The 19214-nt window shown below is 45.0% G+C and carries 15 protein-coding genes; 3 read left to right on the plus strand and 12 right to left on the minus strand.

From position 1 onward, the window contains the following. Positions 1–263 precede the first annotated feature (263 nt). Positions 264–908 (plus strand): PAQR family membrane homeostasis protein TrhA, encoded by a 645-nt coding sequence (trhA, locus tag AC1DCV_RS25630; protein ID WP_441574548.1) that lies wholly within the window; start codon positions 264–266, stop codon positions 906–908. A 16-nt stretch (positions 909–924) separates the two neighbouring features. Here the strand turns inward: trhA and AC1DCV_RS25635 are convergent, their stop codons facing one another. Further along, complete coding sequence (locus AC1DCV_RS25635) at positions 925–1809, minus strand: AraC family transcriptional regulator (protein ID WP_477025846.1); 885 nt, start codon at positions 1807–1809, stop codon at positions 925–927. 101 nt (positions 1810–1910) lie between these two features. Between AC1DCV_RS25635 and AC1DCV_RS25640 the strand changes: the two genes are divergently transcribed. Then, on the plus strand, positions 1911–2861 hold the full coding sequence (locus tag AC1DCV_RS25640; RefSeq protein ID WP_477025847.1) for an NADP-dependent oxidoreductase: 951 nt from the start codon (positions 1911–1913) through the stop codon (positions 2859–2861). Positions 2862–3007: 146 nt separating this feature from the next. Here the strand turns inward: AC1DCV_RS25640 and AC1DCV_RS25645 are convergent, their stop codons facing one another. Together AC1DCV_RS25645 and AC1DCV_RS25650 are read right to left on the minus strand one after the other, a co-directional pair. After that, positions 3008–4699, minus strand: a complete 1692-nt coding sequence (locus AC1DCV_RS25645; RefSeq protein WP_477025848.1) for a sodium:solute symporter family transporter — start codon at positions 4697–4699, stop codon at positions 3008–3010. A gap of 173 nt (positions 4700–4872) precedes the next feature. Then, positions 4873–5754 (minus strand): inositol oxygenase family protein, encoded by an 882-nt coding sequence (locus AC1DCV_RS25650; protein ID WP_477025849.1) that lies wholly within the window; start codon positions 5752–5754, stop codon positions 4873–4875. Positions 5755–5885: 131 nt separating this feature from the next. Between AC1DCV_RS25650 and AC1DCV_RS25655 the strand changes: the two genes are divergently transcribed. Next, positions 5886–6905, plus strand: a complete 1020-nt coding sequence (locus tag AC1DCV_RS25655; RefSeq protein WP_477025850.1) for a LacI family DNA-binding transcriptional regulator — start codon at positions 5886–5888, stop codon at positions 6903–6905. Here AC1DCV_RS25655 and AC1DCV_RS25660 read toward each other — a convergent pair. Genes AC1DCV_RS25660 through AC1DCV_RS25700 form a run of 9 tightly spaced genes read right to left on the minus strand, consistent with a single transcriptional unit; the run spans position 6902 to position 19208 of the window. Next, positions 6902–7456 (minus strand): DUF1415 domain-containing protein, encoded by a 555-nt coding sequence (locus AC1DCV_RS25660; RefSeq protein ID WP_477025851.1) that lies wholly within the window; start codon positions 7454–7456, stop codon positions 6902–6904. The genes AC1DCV_RS25655 and AC1DCV_RS25660 overlap by 4 nt on opposite strands. A gap of 20 nt (positions 7457–7476) precedes the next feature. Further along, positions 7477–8394 (minus strand): class I SAM-dependent methyltransferase, encoded by a 918-nt coding sequence (locus AC1DCV_RS25665; protein WP_477025852.1) that lies wholly within the window; start codon positions 8392–8394, stop codon positions 7477–7479. 41 nt (positions 8395–8435) lie between these two features. Next, positions 8436–10034, minus strand: a complete 1599-nt coding sequence (locus AC1DCV_RS25670) for an IPT/TIG domain-containing protein (RefSeq protein ID WP_477025853.1) — start codon at positions 10032–10034, stop codon at positions 8436–8438. Between the two features lie 18 nt (positions 10035–10052). Next, entirely contained in the window at positions 10053–10748 is a 696-nt protein-coding gene (locus tag AC1DCV_RS25675) for a fasciclin domain-containing protein (RefSeq protein ID WP_477025854.1), read from the minus strand. A 17-nt stretch (positions 10749–10765) separates the two neighbouring features. Next, positions 10766–12229 (minus strand): RagB/SusD family nutrient uptake outer membrane protein, encoded by a 1464-nt coding sequence (locus tag AC1DCV_RS25680; RefSeq protein ID WP_477025855.1) that lies wholly within the window; start codon positions 12227–12229, stop codon positions 10766–10768. Positions 12230–12250: 21 nt separating this feature from the next. Next, the gene (locus AC1DCV_RS25685) at positions 12251–15490 is read right to left on the minus strand and encodes a SusC/RagA family TonB-linked outer membrane protein (RefSeq protein ID WP_477025856.1); all 3240 of its coding nucleotides are present in this window, start codon (positions 15488–15490) and stop codon (positions 12251–12253) included. Between the two features lie 40 nt (positions 15491–15530). After that, the gene (locus AC1DCV_RS25690) at positions 15531–16565 is read right to left on the minus strand and encodes a DUF5007 domain-containing protein (RefSeq protein ID WP_477025857.1); all 1035 of its coding nucleotides are present in this window, start codon (positions 16563–16565) and stop codon (positions 15531–15533) included. Between the two features lie 6 nt (positions 16566–16571). Further along, entirely contained in the window at positions 16572–17711 is a 1140-nt protein-coding gene (locus AC1DCV_RS25695; protein ID WP_477025858.1) for a carbohydrate-binding protein, read from the minus strand. Between the two features lie 12 nt (positions 17712–17723). Further along, entirely contained in the window at positions 17724–19208 is a 1485-nt protein-coding gene (locus AC1DCV_RS25700) for a RagB/SusD family nutrient uptake outer membrane protein (RefSeq protein ID WP_477025859.1), read from the minus strand. Positions 19209–19214: the final 6 nt, after the last annotated feature.

Genomic DNA, 19214 nt, shown 5'->3' on the forward strand with positions numbered 1-19214 from the left:
TACAAAGGTAGTAACAGATTATATAATTGAAAAATTATATGTAATAATTGATTAGCTCCTGTATTGGCGATCAACATATAGCATCTCTCTTCATGACAATATTAAAAACTCAAAAGACAAAAACCGTACCTGAAATGGATTATATAACGGGATAGATAAACTCGATCTACCCGTTGCGGAATATTGTCCTACTTTTGTAATGACAGTGAATGTGTGGACTTGAACGCATCACAGCAAGACTTAACAGAAGAAAATTTGGACGAATGCCAGTCAGTAAGAATGAAAATGGATATACCCGCAAACAGGAAGTCGTAAATGGTCTGATACATGGGCTGGGCATTATATTTGGGGTGAGTGCGCTACCGATGCTGGCAGGTATTGCAGCTACGCATAATAATACGCCCGGCATAGTAGGCGCCTGTATCTACACCTTCTGCTTTATATTACTTTTTACCAATTCCACCATCTATCATCTATCACAGGAAGTAGCTATTAAAAAGCTGTTCCTTGTATTTGACCATATCAGTATTTACTTTTTAATTGCAGGCACCTACACCCCTTTTCTCCTGGTATACATGAATAATGCCTTGGGAATTACCCTCTTATCGGTGTTATGGGGACTTACACTCTTTGGTGTACTCTTCAAAATATGGTTTACGGGGAAATATGATATTGTGTCTACCATCATCTATCTGGCCATGGGCTGGATTATGGTGGCCGGAGGCCGTCGTTTTTTTGAGAGTATCCCCCTCCCGGTAATGATCATGCTGGCTATTGGCGGAGGCTTGTATACAATAGGTGTTATTTTCTATATCTGGGATAAATACACCTATACGCATGCTATCTGGCATTTCCTGGTACTGGCAGCAGCCATTTGTCACTATGTGGCGGTATTGCTGACTATGTAAAAAAAACACAGAATTATCAGCCACTCATACCCGGCTGATAATTCTGTTCTGCCCACATCTTTTTCCGGAAATCAGTAGGATTATAACCTGTATATTTTTTAAACGTCCTGTTTAAATGACTTTCGTCTGTAAAGCCCAGCTCCTCCACTATTTCACTCATCCGCATATCACTGTATTGTAAACGTGTTTCCACCAGCTTCAGCTTGTAATTGGTCACGTAGCGCTGTATGCTTTCACCGGTTACCTTCTTCACATATTCACTGATATAATTTTGTGAGATGTTAAACTTCGCGGCCAGTTTCTCTGACCGTAACTTTTCCGGATAGTATATATTCTGGTGTATGTAACTGAGGATTTCGTTGGAAACGTCACTGTTCACCACCGGTTTTTCCGGTTGCACCAGCGATACATTACGGGCTACGATGGTAATAATGGTATTGACCAGCTGCTGCACCACCTCATTACGCAGGGATTGCTCTTTAGGATACTCCAGGATCAACGCATTCACCAGCGCCCTCACTATCGGCTTATCATCTGTATTACGCAAAATACAGCCCGGAAAATGATGATTATTCAGAAAGATATACTCCAGTTTCTTGGCCCAGTCGCCCAGGTTGCTATGGCTGTTATCTGTGCGCTGTGCTTCCAGGTAAATGCCGTTAAAACGGATAAACACAAAAGCGGTCCTGTCCTTTATCCGGGTATATTGGGTATCCTGGGGCATCAGCAGGAAAAGGTTTTCCGGCTCATACTCAAAGGTGTGCTGGTTGTTATGCAGGATACCCGTCCCCTTCAGGATATATACCAGCTCAAAGAAATTGTTCCGGTGTTGCCCCATAGGGCAGATATCGTCCTCGCAATACTGGATGTCAAACGGCTTAAAAAGGTTTACTACTTCCATAACCTGATAATGTACAAAATGAACCCCTGTTTGTACAAGGGGATATGTGCAAATTTATTGGAATTTTGACTCATCAAATCACAAAAACAAATTTTTTAGATATGAAAGCAATCGTATTACAACAGAATGGCGGCGTGGAAAACCTGGTTATTAAAGACATTCCGGTTCCCGCAATAAAAGACAATGAAGTGCTGGTACGCAATAAGGCGATTGGCATTAACCCGATAGATAGTTTCGCAAGGGCCAATGATTGGGCAGTGCCGGTCTTTGTAAAACCCAACGAAGGGGAAGATATTATTCTTGGATGGGACATCTCCGGTGAAGTAGTAGCCACCGGTAAAGACGTCACCGGCTTCAAAACAGGAGATGAGGTATTCGGTATGGTCAACTTCGCCGGGCATGGCAAAGCCTATGCGGAATATGTGGCCGCTCCCGCCAGCCATATCGCCCTGAAGCCCACCAATACCTCCTATGAAGAAGCGGCAGCGGCTTCCCTGGCGGCGCTCACCGCCTGGCAGGCATTGGTGAATTATGCCAAAATAAAGAAAGGTGATAAAGTACTGATTCATGCTGCCGCCGGTGGTGTTGGTCACTATGCCGTACAGATAGCTAAACACTTTGGCGCCTACGTCATCGGCACTTCCTCTGCCGCCAAAAAGGACGCAGTACTCGGCTTCGGCGCGGATGAACACATAGACTATGCCCAACAAAACTTCGAAGAGGTAGTCGCAGATGCAGATATAGTCATCGACTCCCTGGGCATCCCCGGACATCTGGAGCGTTCCCTCGCCGCCCTCAAAGAAGGTGGTCGTCTTATTAGTCTCCTGATGCCTCTCGATGACCTGCAGGAAAAAGCCGCTGCCAAAAATGTTTATACACACCGGCTGAGCGTAGTATCTGACGGCGAAGGCACCAGGTCAATAGCTACACTGCTGGAACAGGGCGCCCTGCACTCCGATATCTCCCATACTTTCTCTTTCGAAGAAATCGGACTGGCACATGAACAGGTGGCTACCGGAAAAACACAGGGAAAGATTGTAGTCAGGTTGTAAGTACAGTATAAATAAAACCGCTCCCAACATGCAAATTAATATGCATGTTGGGGGCGGTTTTTATACTCCCACCTGTCAAAAAAAATAGCTGCTGCAAAAAGTGCAACAGCTATAATAACAAGTAGACAGTGAGTATATAAAAATCTTTACCAGAACTTCACATAAATAACGGACAACAACAACAAAATTGTTACAATTAATATCACGGAAGACGGTTTCAGTTTAAACATTTCATAATCCAGCGCAAACGCTTTGGCACTCACTTTGGGCCCTGCCAGGCTAATCCCCACCATCACCAGCACAGTAGTCAGGAAAGACCAACCCAGACTGATAAAGAAAGGAATTTCATACTCTCCCTTTGCATTGTGGAAAGCAGTGTAGAGAATGGTTTCCGGACCAAATATCCGTACCGCCACCTGGTTAAAAAACAGCGAAGCCGCGAAACCCGTAATGATACCTGCAATCGCAGCTGTACCACTGGTTCTTTTCCAGAACATCCCCAAAATAAAAGTGGCAAATACGCCAGGACTGATAAAACTGGAATACTTCTGCACAAAAGTATAACCACCTGCACCTCCTATATCCAGCAGATCATTCCAGGTAAATATCACCCCAATAATAATCGCAGCTACAATGGTAAGTCTTCCGATCCACACCAGTTGCTTTTCATCCGCCTGTGTATTGATATATTTCTTGTAAACATCTAACGTAAAAATAGTGGAAATACTATTGGACTTTCCCGCCAGCGATGCTACAATGGCCGCCGTTAATGCGGCAATCGCCAATCCTTTCAGCCCCGCGGGCAGCAAGGTAAGGATAGCAGCATAGGCACCGTCCTTATGTCCGCCTTCCAGTTGCGGCAAATGTCCATGCTGATACAACACATAAGCCACTACTCCCGGCAACATTACAATCACCGGCATCAGTATTTTGAGCAGACCGGCAAATAAAATACCCGTGCGGGCAGTTTGCAGATCTGCACCCAGCGCACGTTGTGTGATATACTGATTACAACCCCAGTAATTCAGGTTGCTGATCCATTGCCCCGCGATATACATTCCAAATCCGGGCAATATCAGGTATTTATTGACATAATCCTGCGGCGCTGCTGCTGCAGGCTTCTTTAACATCATGTGAAAATGATCAGGTGCTTCCTGCATCAGGATATTAAATCCGGCCAGCACATCTTTTCCCATACCGAACTTTTCACTGACTACCGTTAATGCCATGTAAGTGGTGGCCAGTCCTCCTATTATCAACACCCCTACCTGTATTACATCGGTATAACCAATTACTTTCATACCGCCCAGGGTAATAATAACGGAGAAGATAGCCAATGCCACCATCACCTCATGAAAGTAAGCACCACCCAGCAGTCCGTTGATAGCCAGTGCACCCAGGTAAAGGATAGAAGTTAAGTTTACAAATACGTACAAAAACAACCAGAAGATGGACATGATTAACGCCACTGTTTCATTATACCGCGTTTTCAGAAACTGCGGCATGGTGTAGATCTTGTTTTTGATATACACCGGCATCAGGAACACTGCTACTATGATCAGGGCGGCGGCACCTACCCATTCATATACAGATACTGCAATGCCTACAAAAAAGCCATCACCACTCATTCCTATAAACTGCTCCGCTGAAATATTAGACGCAATGATGGAAGCACCAATAGCCCACCAGGTGAGAGAACCTTCTGCCAGAAAAAAATTCTTGGAGGCGCTTACGACTCCCTTTTTCTTTCTTTTATAAATCCAATAACCATACGACGCAACAATCACAAAATACAATGCAAATACCAGGTAGTCTTTTAAGACAAGTTGATTACTCATAAGTGGATCGGGTTGATCAGCAGTTGTTTATTGACGTGGATATAAAATACCTGGATGGAATATAATCACTTTCCCGGGCGGAAAAAAATCAAAGAGGATTACCTGGATGGATGTCATGTGATTTAAACGCCTGCACCCATCCCCGATAATCCTCTGCCTGCCTTGTTCTCCGGTTAGAACTTTAAAGTAGTGGGTAAATATTTAGCTACCAGATCTTCGTAATAAGGCTTCAATACCTTCCAATCCGGTGGAACAGGGCTCTTGGAATACAGATCATATGGATTGAACAGGTCTACCCATTTAAACATTTCCACATCATGTGCATCCATTAAATGGCCGTAGGCATGCTCCCTGTGCTGTGGATAGAAGGAATGGTAACGCAGCATATACAAGGCTGGTTCCGGTAAATGATCCTTCATCATCTGATAAACATATTCATCATGGCCCCAGCTCAGGTGTACATTACGCAAACCGCAGTTAGGTTCGTATACTCCGTATTTGGTGTTATAATCGGGGTTGTTGATATCCGGATTATTTTTGAAGAATTCAGGAAAAACGATCTTGTCGGAAAATGCGCAGCCTACCGGGAAGGTATCTCCTACCACTGCCCATTGCGGCTCTCCAAACAGGCACAATACTTTGCCCATGTCGTGAAACAAACCTGTTAATACCATCCAGTCCGGGTGACCATCTGCACGAATTGCTTCAGAGGTTTGCAGCAAATGCTGGAACTGATCCAGGTCTGTATCAGGATCGGAGTCATCTACCAACTGATTCAGGAAATCAAATGCATCCCATACAGACATTTCTCTTTTATTGAAAGAAAGAAATTCCTGTTCTTTCTGCTTTACAAATGCATAAGACTGGTAGGTATGATTCAACCGGTAAAATTCACGTACGGTATCCCTCGGTGGCGCATCATAATTACGGAATTCAGCGGTGCTTTTTTCCTTATTAATATTGGCAGGATCCGGATAGCGCTCAAGTAAATCATCTTCCCATTGATCCAGCGATTGAAGCGGTGCAGGATTAGGTTGTCCGTTAACGTTATCCATAATATCAGATTTTTAAAAAGTTCGTGGAAAAGAAGAATATATCCTGCTCTAAATATGCGATCTTTTTAAAAATCTTCCGCATAATAGAATAACTTTATTTACTTAACCGATTAAGTAACATAGGCTATCATATGGAAAACGTCACGATCAGGATGCTTGCGGAAAGGTTGCAGTTATCCACTGCTACTATCTCGAAAGCGTTGAGTAACAGTCATGAAATCAGCGAAGAAACCAAGCAGCGGGTGCTGGCACTGGCATCTGAGCTCAATTACGTGCCTAATCCTTATGCCAGCAGCCTGAGAAAAAAAGCCAGCAATACCATCGCGGTGGTGATTCCGGAAGTAGCCGACAGCTTTTTTGCAGAAGCGATTAACGGTATTGAATCGGTTGCCCAGGAAAAAGGATACCATGTGCTGATTTACCTCACGCATGAAAACTTCGGGAAAGAACAGGCTATTTTGAAAGACTTTCAGAGCGGGCGGGTAGATGGCGTGCTGATTTCCGTGACCACCGAAACAGCCGCCGCCCAACATGGACTCGAACAACTGGTAAAGGAAATACCCATCGTTTTCTTTGACCGGGTATGTGAAGCGGTAACTGCAGCCAAAATCACCACAGACGATGCCATTGCGGCCTATAAAGCCACCACACACCTTATAGCAGGCGGATGTCGTCATATTGGCCTCTTATCTGCCTCCAGGCATCTTTCTATCAGCAACAGACGCGCAGAAGGCTTTCAACAGGCACTGGCCGACCATCAGCTTCCGCTGAACAGTGCCGCTATCACCTACTGTTCCAACGACCCCATCACCACTCATCAACTCCTTAAAAAGGTGTTCCGGGAACAACATTATGACGGTATAATAGCTACTACCGAAAAACTGGCGACCGCCGTTTACGAGGTATGTGAAGCATTGCAGCTGCGTATACCCCAGGACCTGCAGGTCATAGGATTCTCAAACCTCACCACCGCCAGATTCCTGAACCCCTCCCTCACCACCATATCCCAGCCAGCATTTGATATGGGCAAAGCCGCGGCTGCCTTACTATTCAAGGCGCTGAAAAGCAGTAGCTTTCCATTGCAGGAACAACAACAGGTGATTCCATCTTCTTTAATAGCCAGAAATTCTACGATAACACCAGGCGCCTAAAAACAACTATCTCTGAGCATTTTCATATAGGCGGTACCTTTTTCACGGGCAAAGTTGACGTTACGCTCCGGGATCTGCTCCGGATGAGGATAATGCAACAACGCCTTTTCGATATCTTCTTCCCGCAAAATATGCAGCATGGGGTAAATAGAGCGGTTTGTATAATTAGCGGCATCCTGTGGAGTAGTGCCGGCAAACTGGTAAAGCGGATGAAATCCGGCTACCTGGTAAGTTCCCTCGTACTTCTTTTGGCGGATCAGCTTTTCAGCAGCCGTTACCAGCTCCAGGTAATCGCGGAATACCGGGAAGGCATCCGGTAAAATCAGTAAAGTAGTGGCTATGTCGCGATCTTTGTCCAGCAGCAGGCATTCTTCCAGGAAATCGGCCCTGGCGGCGCTTAGCGTAATGCCTTCACTCACTTCGTAACGTATGCTGTTACGCTTTACTTCTCTGCCTGCAAACGGACAGAAATTGCAACCTATCACCAGTTCCCTGATCCAGTTTTGTGTTTGTGCAATCACCTTTTCGATTTGTCCTGGATCGTATGCCATAGCGGTGAAGGTACGTATAACTATCTTTTGGTAATCACCGTATTCTTAAAGTGATCTCCTACGCTGTAATGTTCAATGAAGTATTTGTCTGCCGGCAGATAAGCCTCAATCATCGGTAATTGGGGGGCATAGTGATAACTACCGCCGGGTTGGAGCGCCGCCAGGATATCCATATACTTGCGGGCATACCGCAGATATTCACTGTTGCTACGCTGATGATGATGCAGAAAATGATTGGAGAAAGAAAGATTGGAAATAATAGTGCCCCAGTATCCCGTTTCCAGCGGATATTCCAGCCAGTCGGTGGCTACAAGGTAATCTTCTGTATGGTCAATAAACCGGTCTATGCCGGTAGCTGCAATGCCTTGCTCTTGTAAATGCCGCACCAGGTAAGCATGTTGTCCACATCCTATATCCAATACCGGCCCCTTCATAGTGGCCGGATCCAGACACAATACGGATAGTTGCATAGCAGGAGAGTATTCCGCGCAAACAACCCCCTGTACGTGTTGCTGATTCACCCCGTTTAATTCCCGCACAAATGGATTCGTTTGTAACAGCCATTGTGTTAAGCGCTCCCCGTGCAGTTCTTCCAGTCCTCCGAAATCGGTGCGTTTGCTTTTAAGGATACGGATAATATCATCCAGTAATGCCCGGTATACAGCTTTTAATGATTCACCGGCGGCACCGGAAACGTTCATATACTGGTTTACCGCGCAAAAGGCCAGCTGAGCCTGTTCCGTGAGATAATTAACCAAGCCTGCTGTCAACCCATCCGTATTTAATTGTAAAATTTCCTTCGGATAAGTTGCCAGCAGGTATTTGGTATAAGGCGTCCACGCCAGTGCAGCGCTTTTTCCGCCATAAAAAAGATTCAGATTTTTATGTTGCTGGTGTTGTGACGAAATACTCTTTATAATCTCCGGGAAAACTGACATGCATATACTTTAGCCATCTAAAGGTACGCTGCTTTCAGGGATTAAGGGTAAGTAATCCGTACAATCCGGTTGGCTACCCGGTAATCGTACCGGGTAAAACTTCCTGCTACCAGCATAGATTTTTCTCCTGCCTGCTGTACTATTTTCAGAATGCCTCCGCTGTTGGCGCTGGGACTGAGGGTAATACCTCCATTGCTGTTGAAAGTAGGATGAATAGAGCCATCTGCGTTCAGCACAATGACATTGTTTCGTTCCAGGTCGCCAAACTTATTGAAGATACCGCTGAGAATAATCTGTCCACCCGGCATGAAACTAATATTGTAAATAAACCCGTTGGTGCCTTTCCCTACATTAAAAGTAGGGTCTACTACTCCGTTCTCATTAATACGGGCTAAATGTGGCACAGGAATGCCACCATAGTTATTAAAGCTGCCTGTCAGCAGGATCTTCCCATCTGCCTGCCGTTCCATGTTATCAATGCCCCGGTCTGCACCAGCGCCAACAATAAAAGAAGGGTCCAGTGAACCATCTGTATTTAGTCGTGCTATACGATTTACCGGCTGCCCGTTGTATTTAGTGAAGGTGCCGGCTATCAGCAGCTTGCCATCCGGCAACAGGATAGATTTATTGATAAATCCATTCGGACCTTCATTGCCCATATGTTTCACCAGATCATAATTGTAGGTACTGTCAATACCACCATCCGGCGTTAAACGTACCAGGCAATTGATCTGTATCGAATCCAGGTGAACAGAATCCAGCCCTAATGAACTGGTCAGCATAAAATTGGGTTGCACATAAAAACGAAAACCTCCTGTCAGCAGGATATTTCCATCTGCCTGTACATGCATATTATCTACCGATCCGGAAATACCACCTTTGAGTATAGATACTGCGAGATCCTTTCCGGAAGGCAATGCTATCCTGTTTGCTGCCAGCGATCCGTTATTATTCAGCAGAGCAATGCTGTTAACATAACCTACTCCTTCATAATTGTTGAAGGATCCCGCTACCAGGTATTTGTTAGCTGTTCCCGGCAGCATTACTGCTGTGCGCACCAGGGTATTGGTACCATTTTTATTGTCCGGGCCAAAACTTCCATCCACGGTGCCGTCATGATTCATCCTGGCCACCCGGTTCAGCCCTCCTGGTTTACCACTACCGCCGTAATCTGTAAAATTCCCTACAATCAGGTACTTCCCGTTTTCCACCGGGATCATATCGGCAATAACATCGTTTGCACCTACTCCGCTCGGATAGAGTGTATCCATTTCGAATACTCCCTGCACACGGAAAAACGGACCAAAAAAGTATTGCTGCTCTACCTGCGCCGCTACATTTCCAGTAGCTGCCTGTGCAGGCACTTTTACACGTACAGTCGTATCCGTTAGTGATATGATGTTAGCTTTTACCCCATTAAAAAGAATGGATAATTTATCCTTATTCTTTTCAAACCCTTTACCAGCKATCACTACTTCATCTCCTACATGCCCCTTGACAGGATTGATACCATCCTTGTTAATATAAATGGCAGGCAAAACCGTTTCCTGGTAAGGATTTTTCCCGTTAGTATTCACAGCTTCCTTTTTACAGGCGCCCAAACCAGCCAGGAGTGCTATTAAATAAATATATCTTTTCATAGAGAATGCGTTAATAGATTATTGATTCTGCAACACCTGTTCTGCCGTTCTTACAAAGTCACCCCGGAAACCAAATGTATGCCTGATATTCAGGGCATGTATTACGCCATTGGTGGGTTGAATATCCGAGGAAGCAACATTTACATACGGATTATTCCGGAAGGTGACAGGATCAAAGGTTATATCCGTCAGCAGCAGGATACGTGCGCCTACTGCTTCTACCCCGTTATAATTCTGATACTGCAACCCGATGTTCAGTATATAACCACCGGCCATTACATAATTAATTCCCGGATAGGCGTACCAGTTAGCAGGATCCACCCGCGCAAACTGGTTGGCGGTATGTTTTCCTTTCATGATATACCGCAGCAGAAAATCACGCCATACACTTCCCGGAATATCAGACAGCTGTGCACTATCTTCCACCATCCGATAGCGGAGTTCATTCAGGGCACGCAGCGCATCTCCGATACTCTGATCAGTAGGTGCAAAAAAAGTAACAGAATCATTTTGCAGCATATCTTTCATTCCTGCTTTCTCTACTATTAAAGCAACGGTATCAAACAGGTAGGGATTCTTTACCAGGTAATCGTAGATGGTACCGTTATAATGAGGATCTGCCAAACCTCCGTCTATATAGTAATCCTTTTTACAGGCAGATATAAATAATCCTACCAACAACAGGATGCCGGCTAAGGGCAACAGCTTGCGCATAGTAAATATTTTAACAGTTATTGTATCCAATATTGGTTTCTGGTCACCAGTGGGTTGTTCTTTACAGCATCACTTGATATAGGCCAGGTCCATGCACCCATATCCATCTGCTGCTGTGTCAGCGAATTCTCTGTCACATTCTTATCCATAATTCTGCCGGTGCGGATCAGGTCATACCATAAATGCCCTTCTCCCATCATTTCTTTTTCTCTTTCTAAAAACACCGCATCCTGTAATGCTTTACCACCACTACCGGTATAATATTTAGCCCCCGCTCTGTCCCGCACCAGGTTCAACATCTCGATTGATTCCGCTGGCTTATTCAGGTAAGCCAATGCTTCTGCTCTCAGCAAAATGATATCTGCATAACGGAAAAAAATGAGGTTGGCATCGTAGTCTCTTGATTCAGGATCAGTGATCGCCGAAAATTTCAGGAACATCGGGGTCTGGTCAGTGTTGTAAGCATTATAAAACCACAGCTCCAGTCTTTTGTCCGTTTCTCCCCTGGGATAGATCCGGTCCAGGTGCCTGATCATCGGAGTAATTTCGCTTCTGCCCCCGATTTTATCATGGATATAAGGTTCGTGTAAGGTCCACTGGCAAATCAGCGAGTGAAACTTACCACCATAGTTGGCATCCAGCGACAGTTCAAAAATGCCTTCTTCTGAACGACCTTTGAATATGGCCTGGAAGGTTTCTTTGGTATAAGGCAACAACTTATATACATTCAGGTCCATTATCTCCTTTCCCAACGCAGCAGTTTGTTCCCAGTACTTATGTTCATTCGCTTTATCAAATCCGGCTGCCCACATATTGATATGCGCCATTAAAGCCAACGCGCCGCCCTTGGTGCCTCTCACGGCCCTGTTGGTAGGATCATCATAGGCAATTGGCAAATCCTCTTTACACGCTTCCAGGTCTTTTAAACAAAAATCCAGTACCGTCAGCATTTTTTCGCGGGGTAACAGTTTCGTACTGTACGCATCTATCTGTAAAGGAACGTCACCGTATAACCTTACGATGTAGAAATAAGTAAATGCACGGATAAACCTGGCTTCGGCAGTAAGCGCTTTTTTATCCCTGCTGCCGAAGTTAGGATCCTCGATGCCGGGAATCCTGTCTATACACAGGTTTGCCAGGGCGATCGCCTGGTAAAATTCTTTCCAGTTCCGTGGATTTTCGGCGCCATCACCATTTCCGGTATTCAGCATCTGGTTCTGGCCAAGCGCCCTCAGGTTGCTTTTCCCAAACCAGTTCCAGTTACCTGCTCTGAAATCACCTGTATTATATAAGACGCTGCTTGTAAATTTATTCAACAAAATACCATAAGCACCATTGATCGCACTTTCTGCATCCTGCTTTGTTTTCCAGAAATCTTTCCCGGAAAGTGTATCCAGTGGCTTTACTTCCAGAAATCTTTTACAGGCACCTGCGCCCGCCAGCAGACAAATCAGGATTCCTATTTTATACCATTTGTTCATCTGAAAATAATTTAATCGTGATTAAAATTGAGCGCCTATACCAAATGTGAAACTACTGGCAGCAGGATATCCATTGATATCATCCCTTCCCAGTGAAGTAACTGTTTCCGGATTAGGACCAGAATATTTGGAGAAGATGGCTACGTTGTAGGCGGTAAAATATGCACGCAACACACGAAGCTTTAACCGCTTCATGAAATCAAAGTCGCGGAACTGATAGGCCATCGTAATCTGGTTGATCTTAAAATAAGAACCATCTTCCATCACCAGACTCTGATTCAGGCGGTTGGGCCTTACCAACAGATCATGATCAAAAGAGCCTACGATCGCCGGCCGGGAAGCCACATCACCAGGCCGTTTCCAGTAATTCAGCTGGCTGATATCATACAGGTTTACCGGGCCTTCTGCTACACCGGTAATAGATTGCGCATCCGGGTATTGTAACCGGTAGATCCTGGCGGCAATAGCATTGTTCAAAATGCTGCGGTTCAGCAGGTAAGTACAAAATACGCTCAATGATAAATTACGGTAGCTGAAGGTATTGTTGAAACCACCTGTTATAGAAGGTTCAGGATTACCCATAATCATATAGTCTGCATCGCTCAATGCATAATCTCCGTTCAGATCTCTCCAGATAGGATCACCCGCCTGAAAAAACTGGGAACCTGGTCCTGCATTGGCTTTATAACGTACGCCCCTGATAGGATCTACCGGTACATCAGAAGTATTTTTATACACACCGTCTGTCTGGAATAAGTAGTTGCTCTGCGGATTTCTACCCACTTTCAATGCGATAGACTGGTAATTCCTATCATCGATATTCAGATAGAATTGTGATCCACCGGGCAACTCGGTGAGTACTCCTTTGTTATAAGCACCATTGATACTGACGGTCCACTGCAAACCTTTTGGATTGAGATGCACGATCGGACGCCCGGTAATAGACAGCTCATGGCCGTAGTTTACAATGGCGCCACCATTTACCTGCATCTTATTATAACCGGTAGAATTAGGTAAAAAAGCATCCCTTACAAGGTTGTAGTTGTTCTTGTAATAAGTGTCGTAAATGATTTCAATGCGACCTTTAAATAAACCCAGGTCTACCCCAAAGTTGAATTGTGATGATTTTTCCGGCTCCATGGAAGGATTCGCCAACACATCAAATTCCGGTATCGTAGAGTTACTGTTGTTATAACCAGGTACACTTTTATACACACCCAGCGAATTAAGAATAGTTGCAGTAGGCCGGCTGTTAACACCATAGGTGGTACGGATAGATCCGTAATCCAGCCAGTTAAGCCGGCGCATCAGGTTCTCCTTGTTGAAATTCCAGCGAAACCCAACAGAAGGATTTTTGGTATAGGGATTATTAATACCCGCTGCAGAACTTCCATCCAGGCGATAAGCCAGATCCACACTATATTTGGTGCGGAAGTTATAAGACAGGAAACCGGCCCAGGAAGCAGCATGATACACATAAGATACCGGTGTACCATTTACATTCACTTCATTGGCATTGTTCCATACGTTACCCGGATAAAAACGGGGAGAATAACCGCGGGGCCCCCAGTAGTAATCATTAGGCCCATTACGCACATCTCTCACATGCTGATCATCTGATTTAATATTTATTTCGCTGAAAACACTGGCGTAAATGTTATTACCTTTTTCCAGGTCCTTTTTGTTGGAGCTGTAGCTATAGTTCACACCATTGCGGGTATTCAGCTCATCATGCCGGCCTACAAAACCATATAAGCGGGTCGCATTATTGTTGGAAAACGACATCTTAAACTGATCCCTGGTATCGGTATAGTAATCATATGAGGTAGTAGAGTTAATCCGCAGGTTGTTGATAATTTCATAATCTATATCCACAAAGCCCCTGAAGTTAACGGTGTTATTATCGTCCACATTGTTCTCATAACCATCCAGCTGAGGATTGCCCACAAACTTGGAAGGGCCGGGCAATAACGAGGTGGTAAAAGAACTACCTGCACCATTATCTGTGAGACCACCGCCATTACCACGTTGCTTTTGTCCCAGCGCACTGAATAACTGCGCACCAATACGCAACTTTTTACTGGGCTGCATGTTCAGTTGCATATTCAGGCTGTACTTATTAAAACCGGTGTTTTTTAATACCCCCTGGTTCATCTGGTAGGCAAAGTTGGCCTTGTAGTTCATCTTGATATTACCACCACTTACCTGCACGTTATTGTTGGTATTCATCGTGGTCTGATAAAATAAGCCCTGCCAGTCAGTGGAGTTATTAAAGAAAGCGTTCAAACTATCTGTCAGGAACAGTGCATCCAGGTCAGACAACCGGTCCCGCGCTTCCTGTATATCCCTGGAGTTAGCCAGGATAGAGTTAATACGGTATCTCCTCTCTTCATTACCACCAATAGTGGGCCTTAACTTAGGCGGGAAATTAACGAAGATGCTGCTGTTGACATCAATGATAGGCGTAGGTGAATTTCCGCGTTTGGTGGTCACTACAATTACACCGTTTGCTCCCCTGGAACCATACAAGGCGGTCGCCTGTGCATCTTTCATCACTTCAATAGACTGTACATCTTCCGGAGGAATCAGCGCCAGTGGCCCGGTAGCAGCTCCGGGCTGTAACATGGATTGTGATATGCCTCCATCAAAATCTACCGGCACATTGTCTATCACCAATAGCGGGTTATTGCTGGCCAGGTAAGCCTGGTCTCCACTTCCACTTACATTCAGCTGAGACACACCTCTAACGGACATGGTACCACGAAAACCCGGTGCACCTGAGTTATTCTGAATATTTAACCCCGCTACTTTACCCTGCAATAATTCCTGGATATTAGATACTGGTACATCCTGCAGATCTTTACCGGAAATTACTGCTACCGAACCGGAAACAGTTTCTTTGGTACGCTTCTGATAGCCCACTACCACGGCTTCTTTCAGGGATTTATTCTCCGGTGAAAGTGTAACATTCAATACGGTTGCTTTTCCGATCTTCATCGTTTCAAAACGATAACCGATATACCGGAACTGAATGGTTTTGTCTGGTTCTACTTTAATCGTAAACTGCCCTGTTGGATCTGTTACCCCCAAACCTTTATTATTTTTTATATCAATGATAGTAACACCCGGAATTCCCTCTTTCGAAGCGGCATCCGTTACCCTACCTTTGATGGTAACTGCCTCCTGGGCATATACCGTATAGCTGGCTCCTGTAAGTAGCAGGAAAAAAATCACCAGCAATATTGAGTACCGTTTATTCATGGCACGGAAATTTTAATGTTTTCAGAATACAGTTACCTGGTTAATCATTGGCAAACTTGGGATTCACTTTAAACTTAAAGATKACCTCCCAGCTACCTGCCTCAAAGATGGAGAACGTCAGTCCCAGTACAGCCTGGGTACGCTGACCATATGAAACCCTTTCATAGAGAAAACCAATAGCGGCTTGTTCATTGATACCTACATCCGCCAGCACCGGGAAAGGATTGGTGATATCCCAGGTAACTACGGTACTATCCTGCGTCATTTTCCGGTTAAATGCAAAAGGAACCATTTGCTGGATGGTATTGCTTCTGTAAACAAGACTATCCCATTTGGTAATATTAAAAGCGGGTAGCCTGATCGCCGCGGAATCTGCATCAAAAAACTTAATAGAGAGTGAATTCTTTGCAGTGCCTGTTTTCCGGAAATAAACCGTGACATTATCCGATGTAATAAAATTATTCAGCTTGTCCTGTACACCAATCACAGTAGGATGAATCACCCCACCCTTGTCCAGAGGTTTGCGGAGCCCTGTAAAATCATCGAATTCATAAGGTTCATAAGGACGTGGTCGTGCAAGCTGCAACTTTCTTTTCTGAAAAGTTTTTTGTCCGCCATTGTTCTTCACAAAAATGTCGAAGGTGTAAGTACCTGGCTTCAACTTAGAGGTATCAGTAGCCCAGAATACCAGGTCTCCGGAATTAGGCTTGATATCCAATACCGGTCTTTTCACTTGTATCCGCTTGGCATTAATTTCTTCCACACTTTTCTCTGTGCCGCTATAATAGGTCTTCCATTGCCAGGTATCTATCTCTTCTCTTAATGCGGGTACAGGCTGGCCATTGGGGCCGGCAATATTCTGTAGCTCAAACGTAAGCGGCTGAGTGGAGTAATCCGGATTAAACTTGCCATAGAACACGTTGGTGCGGCCAAAATTTGCAGCGTAGAGATCACCATCGAAACTGGCATTGTTACTGAAATGTTCCTTTTCTTTCGGCAACAAACTTTTATAACAGCTGGTTGCCATCATTGTCAGCAGGCCAATAATTGCATATTTATATACTTGCGGGTTCATGGCTGATTAATTTATTTTAGTGAAAATAACACGGTGCAGATTCAGGTTGGCCTTCTTCATCACCACTTTCATCAGGTGCTTGCCCTGTGGTAGATCTGCGGTACCAAATGCACCCTGCCAGTTTTGCCAGCCACCTGTTCCCTGTATGGGAATTTCATTTGATACGGTTACACCATCTATCGAGAGATAAATAATACCACCACCGTTTCCGGCTATTCTTAGTTCTACTTTATATTTTCCCGCTTCTTTAATATTCACGGTATATCTTACCCAGTCGCCATCGCTCGTCCAGCCTATGTTGTAGCCACCACCGGGGCTTACCTGGTTATCTCCTTCAGAACAGTTTTCTGTGCCTGGTGCATCCGGACGATAAGCATGATTACCATTACCGTTATTGTAATGGAATGCCACCTCTTTAGGGCCTTCGTCATAGTCGGCCGCATTTACAATACCCGGTATTTCAATCGGGTAGCCGAGGTAAGGGCCCTGAATAGGCTCCAGTGATTTAGGATAGGCCTTGCCAACAAAAGACGTAAACCCGAAAACATGCCTGCTTTCCAGGATATGCATCAACCCGTTTTTCGTTTTGATATCCACGTTTTGCGTCAGAACAGTAGACCAGTCCTTGATGAACCGGGAATCATTACGATCACTGAACTGTATCACTTCCGTACCGCCTCCCACAGCGCCGGAAGCATTGGTGCGACTCATCTTCCCGTTCATGCCGTGTTTGTACAACGATACGAGATCGGCGCCATCTGCATAACGTAATGAATCAGCATCTACAATGCCCTGCAGAATATACCGGCGTAAAAGACTATCCCATACCTTTAACGGAATGCTGTCCATGGTCCAGTTACCGGGGTCTCCCAAACGTATCCGTGCAAAGTTCACATTGCGCATCGCCGTTTCAATGCTGTTATCCTGTGGTATAAAAAAAGTGACCTTATCATTTTTTAATATTTCTGTAAGATGTACGCTGTCTATGATCCTTAGCAGGGTATCATACAATGTTCCCTGTGCCTTGAGGAAATCATAAGTACTTACGCCCACTTCGGATACAGGTTTCGCATTGCGATAGTCCTGCATCCCTTTCTTGCAGGCAAAACACCCGGTGATCGCCAGCAGTAATAGCATTTTTTTCATGGCAGTGATTTATTATTTCCAGAAACTATTTTGAATCAGGGATGGATTGTTGGACAATGCCTCCTGTGATATGGGCCAGTAAGCAGCACCTTTATCTACGTCCGCCTGTGTAAGCTTGCTGTATTGAGGAATACGTTTAAAATGCACGAGGTCATACCAGTACCAGCCTTCTCCCATCAGTTCCCGGCGGCGTTCCAGCAAAATAGCATCCAGCAGCGCTTCTCCAGTGGTAGCTGCATTCACATTTTTGAGCGCCCTGCTGTTACGGATCCGGTTTAAATCCTTCTGTGCCTCATCCGTCATTCCCAACCGGGCTTTCGCTTCTGCACGTAACAGGAATAGTTCTTCATAACGGAATACAATAATGCAGGAGGCGTACATTTTCAATACAGGATTGGTCACACTGCTGTTGATCTGCTTCATCTTAAAGAAGATAGGATAGGTATCTTCCAGCTTGGTAAAGAAGTAAGCAGGACGTTGTTCATGCGGCTCTGCGTAAATCTTTAACACCGTATCTCTCGGAACATATATTTCAGACTCCCGCTTAGGTATATATGGATCCCGTAGCGTCCAGTCTTCCAGTTGTCCGGTAGAAGAAATTTCCGCGTGGTCAAAGTTCATATCTACCTGGAAAATGTTACAGTCAAAACGCCCACGGAAAGCACCATCCAGCCTGGTAAGCTCGCCCACGCTTACAAAATTGTAACCACTGCTGGAGGTAGTGTTGACTACGATATCGGCATATTCCAGCGCTTTATCGTATTTACCCTGCCAGGAATAAATATGTGCCAGCAACGTATAGGCCATTCCTTTAGTAATCGTAATGGACTTATGGTGCGATTCTCCCTGGCCACGGTAGTCTCCCTGCTGTTCCGGTGACTTTCCATCATACCTCCAGGGCAAACCATCAATACAGGTTTTAGCTTCTGCGGCCGCATAGTCCAGCACTTTCTGCCAGTTTTCCCTTGCAATATTCTTAGTACTGCCATCCGCTACTTTGGTTACCAGTGGCACATCTCCCCAGATCCTGACAATATAGTAGTAGAGAAAAGCACGGATATAAATAGCTTGCGAAATATCCAGCTTCAGATCGTTCTGTGAATAACGGTAGTCTGATACCGTTACCTGTGGCAATTTGGCGATAGTAAGATTACATTGCGCAATAGCTGCATAAAATCTACGCCAGTCACGCCATTGCGACATAGTAGAAAAAGTAGCGTTCAGATTACTTTCTACCACAGCTTTGATATCACCGCGCTTGGTAGACTGAAAGTCTCCTCCCCGCAAGTCCCCATATACCCAGTGCGCATTTTCATTGCACATGGCGGCTCTCATTAAAGCATAACAGGCAGATAATCCGGCACGGGCATCATTCTTTGTCTGCCACATATTTTCTTCCGATAAGGCTCGATGCCCGGGAACGTCCAGCATCTTTTTACAGGACAGTATACCTACCGCCAGGAATAGTATGATCCCGGCAACAGCAATATTTTTCATGATCTT

It is taken from the genome of Chitinophaga sp. 10T418, assembly GCF_056394125.1.

Excerpts from the sequence above, each read along its gene's own strand:
- trhA (WP_441574548.1), top strand. The coding sequence starts at position 264 with ATGCCAGTCAGTAAGAATGAAAATGGATATACCCGCAAACAGGAAGTC.
- AC1DCV_RS25635 (WP_477025846.1), bottom strand. The coding sequence starts at position 1,809 with ATGGAAGTAGTAAACCTTTTTAAGCCGTTTGACATCCAGTATTGCGAG.
- AC1DCV_RS25640 (WP_477025847.1), top strand. The coding sequence starts at position 1,911 with ATGAAAGCAATCGTATTACAACAGAATGGCGGCGTGGAAAACCTGGTT.
- AC1DCV_RS25645 (WP_477025848.1), bottom strand. The coding sequence starts at position 4,699 with ATGAGTAATCAACTTGTCTTAAAAGACTACCTGGTATTTGCATTGTAT.
- AC1DCV_RS25650 (WP_477025849.1), bottom strand. The coding sequence starts at position 5,754 with ATGGATAACGTTAACGGACAACCTAATCCTGCACCGCTTCAATCGCTG.
- AC1DCV_RS25655 (WP_477025850.1), top strand. The coding sequence starts at position 5,886 with ATGGAAAACGTCACGATCAGGATGCTTGCGGAAAGGTTGCAGTTATCC.
- AC1DCV_RS25660 (WP_477025851.1), bottom strand. The coding sequence starts at position 7,456 with ATGGCATACGATCCAGGACAAATCGAAAAGGTGATTGCACAAACACAA.
- AC1DCV_RS25665 (WP_477025852.1), bottom strand. The coding sequence starts at position 8,394 with ATGTCAGTTTTCCCGGAGATTATAAAGAGTATTTCGTCACAACACCAG.
- AC1DCV_RS25675 (WP_477025854.1), bottom strand. The coding sequence starts at position 10,748 with ATGCGCAAGCTGTTGCCCTTAGCCGGCATCCTGTTGTTGGTAGGATTA.
- AC1DCV_RS25680 (WP_477025855.1), bottom strand. The coding sequence starts at position 12,229 with ATGAACAAATGGTATAAAATAGGAATCCTGATTTGTCTGCTGGCGGGC.
- AC1DCV_RS25685 (WP_477025856.1), bottom strand. The coding sequence starts at position 15,490 with ATGAATAAACGGTACTCAATATTGCTGGTGATTTTTTTCCTGCTACTT.
- AC1DCV_RS25695 (WP_477025858.1), bottom strand. The coding sequence starts at position 17,711 with ATGAAAAAAATGCTATTACTGCTGGCGATCACCGGGTGTTTTGCCTGC.
- AC1DCV_RS25700 (WP_477025859.1), bottom strand. The coding sequence starts at position 19,208 with ATGAAAAATATTGCTGTTGCCGGGATCATACTATTCCTGGCGGTAGGT.